Annotated in this window: 10 protein-coding genes; 3 read left to right on the forward strand and 7 right to left on the reverse strand. The window is 62.8% G+C overall.

Going from position 1 to position 8,894, the window contains the following annotated elements; all coding sequences use genetic code 11:
- The 7 genes from EOA60_RS09025 to EOA60_RS09055 form a co-directional block, all read right to left on the reverse strand.
- Positions 1–809 (reverse strand): ABC transporter ATP-binding protein (locus EOA60_RS09025; RefSeq protein ID WP_164899236.1); only part of this gene is annotated, 809 nt, incomplete at its 3' end.
- Complete coding sequence (locus tag EOA60_RS09030; RefSeq protein WP_095823535.1) at positions 809–1,912, reverse strand: ABC transporter ATP-binding protein; 1,104 nt, start codon at positions 1,910–1,912, stop codon at positions 809–811. The genes EOA60_RS09030 and EOA60_RS09025, both read right to left, overlap by 1 nt.
- Positions 1,909–2,130, reverse strand: coding sequence for a hypothetical protein (locus EOA60_RS09035; RefSeq protein WP_066989971.1), 222 nt, complete (start codon positions 2,128–2,130; stop codon positions 1,909–1,911). The genes EOA60_RS09030 and EOA60_RS09035 overlap by 4 nt, the downstream gene beginning before the upstream one ends.
- Positions 2,127–3,083 (reverse strand): carbohydrate ABC transporter permease, encoded by a 957-nt coding sequence (locus EOA60_RS09040; RefSeq protein ID WP_066989974.1) that lies wholly within the window; start codon positions 3,081–3,083, stop codon positions 2,127–2,129. The genes EOA60_RS09035 and EOA60_RS09040 overlap by 4 nt, the downstream gene beginning before the upstream one ends.
- Position 3,084: 1 nt before the next feature.
- Positions 3,085–3,990 carry a sugar ABC transporter permease gene (locus EOA60_RS09045; protein ID WP_095780122.1) on the reverse strand — a complete coding sequence of 302 codons (906 nt, stop codon included), beginning with the start codon at positions 3,988–3,990 and terminating at the stop codon, positions 3,085–3,087.
- Positions 3,991–4,057: 67 nt separating this feature from the next.
- Positions 4,058–5,374, reverse strand: coding sequence for an extracellular solute-binding protein (locus tag EOA60_RS09050; RefSeq protein ID WP_066989980.1), 1,317 nt, complete (start codon positions 5,372–5,374; stop codon positions 4,058–4,060).
- 352 nt (positions 5,375–5,726) lie between these two features.
- Positions 5,727–6,416 carry a TetR/AcrR family transcriptional regulator gene (locus EOA60_RS09055; RefSeq protein WP_127335368.1) on the reverse strand — a complete coding sequence of 230 codons (690 nt, stop codon included), beginning with the start codon at positions 6,414–6,416 and terminating at the stop codon, positions 5,727–5,729.
- A gap of 118 nt (positions 6,417–6,534) precedes the next feature.
- Here EOA60_RS09055 and EOA60_RS09060 point away from each other — a divergent pair, with 118 nt between their 5' ends.
- From EOA60_RS09060 to EOA60_RS09070, 3 genes are all read left to right on the forward strand, one after another.
- Complete coding sequence (locus EOA60_RS09060; protein WP_095823536.1) at positions 6,535–7,731, forward strand: Tm-1-like ATP-binding domain-containing protein; 1,197 nt, start codon at positions 6,535–6,537, stop codon at positions 7,729–7,731.
- A gap of 11 nt (positions 7,732–7,742) precedes the next feature.
- Positions 7,743–8,606: a phosphoenolpyruvate hydrolase family protein gene (locus EOA60_RS09065; RefSeq protein WP_095823537.1), complete on the forward strand. Its 864-nt coding sequence runs from the start codon at positions 7,743–7,745 to the stop codon at positions 8,604–8,606.
- Positions 8,607–8,610: 4 nt separating this feature from the next.
- The coding region (locus EOA60_RS09070; RefSeq protein WP_128311258.1) for a cupin domain-containing protein at positions 8,611–8,894 on the forward strand (284 nt) is incomplete at its 3' end.

The raw sequence follows: 8,894 nt of genomic DNA on the forward strand, positions 1-8,894 counted from the left end.
GCCCTGGCCCCCCCGCCAACCGGCAATTCGAAACTCATCGGCGCCATCACCGCGCGGTCGTCGACCAGCGTGCCGTCGATGAGGTTCATCGGCGGCGAGCCGACGAAGCTTGCGACATAGGTATCGCGGGGATTGTTGTAGATCTCCTGCGGCGTGCCGGTCTGCACGATGCGGCCATGGTTCAGCACGCCGACCTTGTCGCCCATCGACATCGCTTCGATCTGGTCGTGGGTGACGAACAGGAAGGTGGCACCGAGCTGCATCTGCAGGTTCTTCAACTCCGTGCGCAGCGCCTCGCGTAGCTTGGCGTCGAGCGCCGACAGCGGCTCGTCCATCAGGAACACGCGTGGTTTGCGCACGATCGCGCGGCCGATCGAGACGCGCTGCATCTCGCCACCGGAGAGCCGGTCGGTCTTGCGGTCGAGCAGATGCTCGATGCGCAGCGTGCGGGCGGCGCGCGCGACGCGGTCCTTGATCTCGGCATCCGGCAGCCGGCGAATCTTTGGCCTCAGCGGAAACTCGAGATTCTGCCGCACCGTGTAGCGCGGATAGAGCGAATATTGCTGCAGCACCAAGGCCACGTCGCGCTCGGCCGCGCTCCAGCCGGCGACGTCGACGCCGTCGATGAAGACCTGGCCCTCGGTCGGTTTCTCGAGGCCGGCGATCATCCGGAGCGTCGTCGTCTTGCCGGCGCCGGTTTCGCCCAAAAGCACGAAGAACTCGCCATCGGCGATATTGAGGTTGAGACCCGTCAGCGCGGTATGGCCGCCGAACTTCTTGGTGATGTTCTTCAGTTCGATATGGGCCATTACAGCCTTACTCCCAGCGACTTGCCGCTTGCCGTGTCGAAGAAATGCGCCTGTTCCGGGTCGATGCGGGCATGAACCTTCTCGGCCGGACCCGACACGTAGCCTGCCTTGGTGCGGGCGCGCAGCATCTTGGAGCCGACCTTGAGGTCGACAATGTCGAAGGAGCCGAGCGGCTCGATGATCTGCGCTTCGACCGGCACGTAGCCGGGAGCGGCATCATGCCGGACGAGCACGCCTTCCGGACGGATGCCGAGCGTCAAGCCACCATTGGAATGCCCGTTCAGCCTGGAGAGGAGCTCGCGCGGGAACTCGAAACCTGCCGGCGCACCACCGACGGTGACGGAGGCGGCGCCGGCCTGATCGGCGACGCTCGCCTCGGCGATGTTCATCACCGGGCTGCCGACGAATTGCGCCACGAACAGGTTTGCCGGGTGCGAGTAGACCTCGTCCGGCGTGCCGACCTGCTGGATGAAGCCCTCATGCATGATGACGATGCGGTCGGCCAGACTCATCGCCTCGATCTGATCATGGGTGACATAGATCGTGGTCGATCCCTGCTTGATGTGCAGCCGCTTGATCTCGGCCCGCATTTCCTCGCGCAGCTTGGCGTCCAGGGCGCCGATCGGCTCATCCATCAGCATCGCCTTCGGCCGCCGCACCAGCGCGCGGCCTATCGCCACGCGTTGCATGTCGCCGCCCGAAAGCGCAGACGGTCGCTTGTCCAGCAGGTCGGTGATCCGCAACACCCTTGCGATCTCGCGCACCGAGGTGTCGACTTCACTGCTGCTCATCCGCGTGGCCCGCAACGGAAAGGCGATGTTCTCGAACACCGTCATATGCGGATAGAGCGAAAAGGACTGGAACACCATGGCGATGTCCCGGTCTGCAGCTTTCAGATGCTGCACCGCCTTGCCGTCGATCAGGATGTCGCCCTGATCGATCGTCTCGAGCCCGGCAATCGCGCGCAGCGTCGTCGTCTTGCCGCAGCCCGACTGTCCAAGCAGCACGATGAACTCGTTGTCGGCGATGGCGAGGTTCAGATTATGGATGACCTGGACCGCACCGAAGAATTTCTCGATGCCGCGAAGTTCGATCTGCGTCACTGCCCGGCCCCCTCATGCGTCACGGCGCCGGTTTCCTCTCTCTGCTCCGGTGCGATTTTCGACGTGATGTTGAAGCCGATCAACCCGATCAGGATGATCGTCACCCCATAGGAATGCAGGCTGAGGCTCCATGGCTGGCAGAGTGCGACGATGCCGAGCACCATGAGGATCTGCGATGCCGGCAAAAGGTACTTCTCGTTGACGGCGCGAAAACTCATTTGCGGATCGCTCCGAAAGTCACGCCGCGAAGCAGGTGGTTGCGCAGCAGGAAGGTGAAGATCGCAACCGGCAGCAGGAACAAGAACGTGCCCGCCGCGATCGTGGTCCAGTCCGGCAGGCCGGAGCCGATCTGCGACGGGATGAAGGGCGGCGCCGTCTGGGCGCGCCGGTTGGTCATGATCAGCGCGAAAGCGTACTCGTTCCAGGCGGTGATGAAGCAGAACACGGCGGTGGCGGCGATGCCGGTTGCGGCCTCGGGCAGCACGATCTTGAAGAAGGCCTGCATGCGCGTATAGCCGTCGACAAGTGCTGCCTCCTCATACTCTTTCGGGATCTCATCCATGAAGCCCTTCATCAGCCAGACCGAGAAGGACAGGTTGAAGGCGACGTAGAGGATGATCAGGCCGATATGGGAGTCGTTGAGGCCAACTGCCCGATACATCAGGAACATCGGGATGGCGACGACCACCGGCGGCAGCATGCGCGTCGAGAGGATGAAGAACAGAAGGTCCGCCTCGCCGGCGATCTTGAAGCGCGAGAAGCCGTAGGCGGTGAAGGTTCCCATGCCGACGGCGAGAACGGTGCTGACCACCGCCACGATCAGGCTGTTCATGAACCGGTCGGGATATTGCGAAAGCTGCACGTCCTTGCCGACCTTCAGTACCCGCTCGCCGCCGTCGTAGATGCGCTTTTCCCACCAGGGCGCGGCTTCGTAGACTTGCGGGTCGACGGTCTTCTGCATCTGCACGCGCTTGGTGAAGAGCCGCACGAACGGCGTCACCTCGGGCTCGAACAGCACGGTTGGCGGCACGCTGACGGCAAGTTCCTTCGGCTTGAACGCCGTCGAGGCGATCCAATAGATCGGTGCGAGGAAGACCAGCGTGGCGATCAGCACCGCGGCGATGGCGACACGGTTGAGCGCGACCTCGGAAGAAGTGCGGACGGCGGCCATCTCAGCGCTCCTTCACCTTGTTCAGATACTTCACGTAGAGGTTGGTGATGGCCAGCACCATGATCAGCACGATGTAGGCGAGCGCGCAGGATTTGCCGGTGTCCCACTGCTGGAAGGCCTGCTTGTAGAGCCGGATCGCGATCAGCTCGGCGGTCGGCTGAGTCGTCATCGTGTAGGCGATGTCGAAGGTCTTGAAGGCTTCCATGGTGCGGAAGATCAGCGCGATCAAAAGGATCGGCGAGACCAGCGGCAACGTGATGCGGGTGAAGGTGTACCACCAGCTGGCGCGGTCGATCGCGGCGGCTTCGTAGAGGTGCTGCGGCACCGCCGACAGGCCGGCGAGCGACAGCAGCATGACGAAGGGCGACCACATCCAGATGTCGGTGATCGCGACGGCGTAGAGCGCGCTGTCGGGATTGGAGAGCCAGGCGAAGTCGCCGAGGCCGAAGACGTAGTTGATCGGTCCCCAGGACGGGCTGTAGAGCAGCTGCCAGAACAGGCCGACGACCGCCGCCGACATCATCATCGGCAGCAACAGCAAGGTCGTGATCAGGCCCTTCATCGGAAAGCTGCGGTTGAGCAGAAGCGCGAGGCCGAAGCCTACGATCATCTGCCCGGCCACCGACACGATCACATATTTCGCGGTGATGACGAAGTTCGACCAGATGTGATCGTCGCTGAGCAGCTCGCGGTAATTCTGCAGGCCCACGAACTGCCAGGGCTCGCTGCGGTTCGCGGCGAAGTTGGTGAAGGAATAGCCGAGCGAATAGATCAGCGGAAAAATGTTGAAGACGATCAGGAAAACCAGCGTCGGGATGATGAACATGTTGCGGATGGTCAGATCCGACCAGCCTCGCGCGGCGGCCCTGGATGCTGGATCAAGATTGGTAAGGGCTACCGAAGCCAACGGTCGTTCTCCCTGAAAACAGGAATGCCGGAGGGGAAACCCTCCTCCGGCATTCTGACTGTGACGCCTACTTGTAGCGGTTGTATTTGGTGAACGTCGCCTTCCAGTCGGCGGCGGTCTTGTCGAGCGCTTCCTGGGCGGTGCCCTTGCCGCCGACCACGAACGGATAGATATTCTGGTTCAGCTGATCGAGCACTTCGGCATATTCAGGCGTTGCCCAGAAGTCCTTGACCATGAACATCGTGTCGTAGAAGGCCTTGTTATACGGCGTAGCGTTCTGGAAGGCCTCCGACTTCAGCACGGCCTGGCTGCAGGTATAGCCGCCGAGCTCGGCCCACTTCTTCTGGGTCTCGTCCTTGATGAACCACTCAAGGAATTTCATCGCCTCGTCCTTGTTCTTCGAGTACGAGACGACGGAGATGCCCTGGCCGCCGAGAGCGGCGAAGCGCTTGCCGTCCGGACCGGCCGGGTTGGCGAAGAAGCCGGTCACGTCGGCATAGGGGTTGGTGGCTTTGTTCACCAGCGGCGGGAAGAAGGCGAAGAAGTTCATGCTCATCGCGGCGAGCCCGCCAGTGATGGCTTGGTTGTCTTCCACGAAGAACGTCTTGCCCCAGCCGGGAGGCGTGAACTTGTAGAGTTCCTTGTACATTTCGAGGCCGGCGACGGCCTCCTTGGAATTGGTGATGCCGTCGACCTTGTAGGTCGCGTAGTCGCCGAGATCGCCGCCATAGCTGAAGATCGCGCTTTCGACGCCCATCGCCATCGCGTCGTACGAGTTGTCGGTGTAGATCGCGACGCCGTAGCGCTTCTGGTCCGGACGATGGAAGAACTCGGCGATGTCGCGCAGCTGCGCATAGGTCTTCGGAACATCGAGGTCGTAGCCGTACTTCGCCTTGAAGGCTTCCTTCTCCTTCGGGTCCTCGAACCAGTCCTTGCGGTAAGACCAGCCGATCGCATCGCCTTCCAGCGGGATCGCCCAGTACTTGCCGGAACCGCCCGGGTACTCGGCATAATATTTGATGGTCGCGGGCGCCATCACATCGCCAAGCTTATGCTTGTTGAAGAAGTCGGTCAGATCCACATAGTGGCCCTGCGTCGAGCCGGCGCCCAGCCATTGCGAGTCGCCGACCACCATGTCGTAGGCGTCGCCATGCGCGTTGAACTCGGTGAAGGCCTTGGTCTGGAAATCAGGCCACGGCGTGGTCTGCACCGTGACTTTCACGCCCGTCTCGGCCGTGTAGTCGTTGACGAGTTCCTGCAGATAGTTCGCCGGATCCCATTCCGCCCAAAAGATGGTGAGTTCCTTGTCTTGCGCGCGGACGGATGTCCCGCAGGCAAGCGCCAGCCCGATACCAGCGATCACGCTGGTCACTATCTTGCGCATAGTTTTCCTCCCTTGTGCGCCTTCTACCTTGTCATGCGGGCCGGCATTGCGGTCGGCCCTGGCAGTTCCTCCCGTGACGGCATTTCCGGTTTCGGGCCTCCTCGCCCGACCAGAAAAATCGATCGCAACCTCAACCTTCGCTCCGCTTTACGCGTCCTGATCTGGTATTACCAATTCAAGAGGGACGTCAAGTTCTTTCTTGTGCAGTCCAAAACGGTTCCACAAGCCGCTCAAAGCGATATCCCTCTGTTTTCTATAATTTTTCGTACTCCTTGATATGCGGAGACCTTGTCTCCAGCGATGTATTGCAGTCATTGTTGTTGGTATCCTCTCCAATCTGGTCGAACCAGATTCAGGACATGTCTATTTCAGCTGGTGCCGAACCACCAGTCGCCTTCGCTCCTGATTCCGCTACCGCCGCGCGCACGAGCGCGCCCGCCGTCCACTCGGCGACCGCCATCATGTCACGGCTGTCCAGCCCCCACATATCCTTCAGCACGATCAGCACCTCGACACCGAACATCATCGACAGCGCCTGGGCAAGACGCCTGAACTGGCGCGGCTTGAGCTGACCCTTGAGCGGAGCGATCGCGTCCTTCAGGAGGTCGATCCGATGGCCGCGCTTGAAAGCCGGTTCGGCGCCTAGCGTGCCAGCCTGCCGTCTCGCCCACTGGTCGAGCGAAAGCTTGAGCGCCGCCTTGAACGTCGCCTCGAAAGCCTCGATGCGCGGCATGGCGGAGGCGAAGAGTTCGGCAACCCGCTGTTCCGGATCTTTCGAATTCGATTTCCAGGTCAGGATCGGTCCGAGCCCCTCGTCGACGACCGCCTGCACCAGCGCGGCCTGGCTCGGAAAGTAGCGATAGGCGGTCGCGCGCGACACTTCCGCAGCCTCTGCAACCTCGCTGACCGAAGGCGTCACGCCGGACTGCATCAGCCGCGTCGCCGTTTCCAGAATCAGCCGCCTGGTACGGGCGCGGGCCCCCTTCCCGGCTCTCAGCTGCTCGGCGTCATCGGAAGCGGCTTGTTGACGTGAGACATCCATATCAATACGATACGCGCGTCTCAAAAAATTGCAATGGCCGGACCGAGCGCCAGGCCCGAAGCGGCAGGCCGCACCGCCGAGCAGGCCGGCTAACCGAGGAGACGACGGGGAAAGGCGAATGAAGCGTATCTATGTGGTCGGCACCGCCGACACCAAGGGTGAGGAGCTTGCCTTCCTGGCCGACGCCGTCGCCGTCGGCGGCGGCTCGGTCGTCCGCGTCGATATCGGCACACGCGGCGCGACCGTCCCGGTGGATGTCGCGGCAAGCGAGGTCGCCGCGCATCATCCCGATGGAGCCGGCGCCGTGCTCGGCACTGACGACCGCGGACTCGCCGTTGCCGGCATGGGTGTCGCCTTTATCCGCTTCATCCAATCGCGCGACGACGTCGCCGGCGTGATCGGCATTGGCGGCGGCGGCGGCACATCGATTGTCACCGCCGGCATGCGCGCCCTACCGCTCGGCCTACCGAAGATCATGGTCTCGACGCTGGCCTCCGGCGATACCGCGCCTTACGTCGATGTCTCCGACATCGTCATGATGCCGTCGGTAACCGACATGGCCGGCCTCAATCGTCTGTCGCGCGTCGTTCTGCACAACGCCGCCCAGGCGATCGCCGGCATGGCGGCGAGGCCGGCCCCGTCAACTGCCGGCAAGCCGGCGCTCGGCTTGACCATGTTTGGCGTCACCACGCCCTGTGTCACGGCAATCGTCGAGAGCTTGCGCGCCGACTATGACTGCATGGTCTTCCATGCGACCGGCACAGGTGGCCGCTCGATGGAGAAGCTTGCCGATAGCGGCCTGCTCGCCGGCGTCCTTGATATCACCACAACCGAGGTCTGCGATTTGCTGTTCGACGGCGTGCTGCCGGCGACGGAGGATCGCTTCGGCGCCATTGCTCGCACGAAACTGCCCTATGTCGGCTCGGTCGGCGCGCTCGACATGGTGAACTTCTGGGCGCCGCCGACTATCCCCGACAAATATCGCGGGCGGCTGTTCTATGAGCATAATCCGAATGTCACGCTGATGCGCACTACCGCCGAGGAGAGCCGCCGGATCGGCGAATGGATCGGCAGCCGCCTCGCCCGTTGCGACGGCCCGGTGCGCTTCCTGATCCCGGAAAAAGGCGTGTCGGCGCTCGATGTCGAAGGCGGCGCCTTCTTCGATCCGCAAGCCGATGCGGCGCTGTTCGAGGCCATCGAGCACACCATCAAGCCGACCGCGAACCGTATCGTGACGCGCCTGCCGCTGCACATCAACGATCCTGCATTCGCCAAGGCCGCGGCCGAGGCTTTCCTCGACATCGCCAAGAAGTGAGACCGACAAACATGGCCGCCATCCCGCGCAAAACCATACTGGAAAGGTTCCGCAAGATGATCGCCGACGGCGTGCCGATCGTCGGCGGCGGTGCCGGTACCGGCCTGTCGGCCAAGGCCGAGGAAGCGGGCGGCATCGATCTCATCATCATCTACAATTCCGGCCGTTACCGCATGGCCGGGCGCGGCTCGGCCGCCGGCCTGCTCGCCTATGGCAATGCCAACGAGATCGTCAAGGAAATGGCCTATGAGGTGCTGCCGGTGGTAAAGAAGACGCCGGTGCTGGCCGGCGTCAACGGCACCGACCCCTTCGTCATCATGCCGCTGTTTCTCGCCGAACTGAAGAGGATGGGCTTTTCCGGCGTGCAGAATTTTCCGACCGTCGGCCTCTTCGACGGCACCATGCGGCAGAGTTTCGAGGAGACCGGCATGGGTTTTGGCCTCGAGGTCGACATGATCGCCGAGGCGCACAAGCTCGACCTGCTCACCACGCCTTACGTCTTCAACCCCGACGAGGCGCGCGCCATGACCAAGGCGGGCGCCGACGTGGTCGTAGCCCATATGGGCGTGACCACAGGCGGCTCGATCGGCGCGACCTCGGCGAAGTCGCTGGATGCCTGCGTCGAGGAGATCGATGCCATTGCCGATGCCGCGCGCTCGGTGCGCAAGGACGTCATCCTGCTTTGCCATGGCGGGCCGATCTCCATGCCGGATGACGCGCGCTACATCCTCGAGCGCTGCGAAGGACTGCACGGCTTCTACGGCGCAAGCTCGATGGAACGGCTGCCGGCCGAGGCGGCGATCACCAGGCAGACGGCGGATTTCAAGGCAGCGGCAATCGGCAAAGCGAAAATGCCATCAACTAGCCAGGGATGAGGCAATGGCCGACAAGAGCAAGGTGTTCGTTTATCCGAAGGAGGTCAGCGCCTTCGGCTTCGACTGGGGCAAGCTGGCGCTCACGGTCGCGCCGGAAGTGAACGGCGCGGAGCGCTTCTCCGGCGGCGTCGTCGACCTGCCGCCCGGCAAGGGGCACACCCGCCACAACCACCCAGGCGCGGAGGAGATCATCTTCGTGATTTCCGGCCATGGCGAACAGATGGTAGAGGACGAGAAGGGCAATCCGGTGGTCGCCAAGGTCGGTCCCGGCTGCACCATCTATGTGCC

Source organism: Mesorhizobium sp. M1A.F.Ca.IN.020.06.1.1, assembly GCF_004023265.1.
In the GTDB taxonomy this organism is placed as follows: Bacteria; Pseudomonadota; Alphaproteobacteria; order Rhizobiales; family Rhizobiaceae; genus Mesorhizobium.

Coding starts and splice junctions, on each gene's coding strand:
- EOA60_RS09035 (WP_066989971.1), bottom strand. CDS start 2,130: ATGAGTTTTCGCGCCGTCAACGAGAAGTACCTTTTGCCGGCATCGCAG.
- EOA60_RS09060 (WP_095823536.1), top strand. CDS start 6,535: ATGAAGCGTATCTATGTGGTCGGCACCGCCGACACCAAGGGTGAGGAG.
- EOA60_RS09055 (WP_127335368.1), bottom strand. CDS start 6,416: ATGGATGTCTCACGTCAACAAGCCGCTTCCGATGACGCCGAGCAGCTG.
- EOA60_RS09050 (WP_066989980.1), bottom strand. CDS start 5,374: ATGCGCAAGATAGTGACCAGCGTGATCGCTGGTATCGGGCTGGCGCTT.
- EOA60_RS09040 (WP_066989974.1), bottom strand. CDS start 3,083: ATGGCCGCCGTCCGCACTTCTTCCGAGGTCGCGCTCAACCGTGTCGCC.
- EOA60_RS09065 (WP_095823537.1), top strand. CDS start 7,743: ATGGCCGCCATCCCGCGCAAAACCATACTGGAAAGGTTCCGCAAGATG.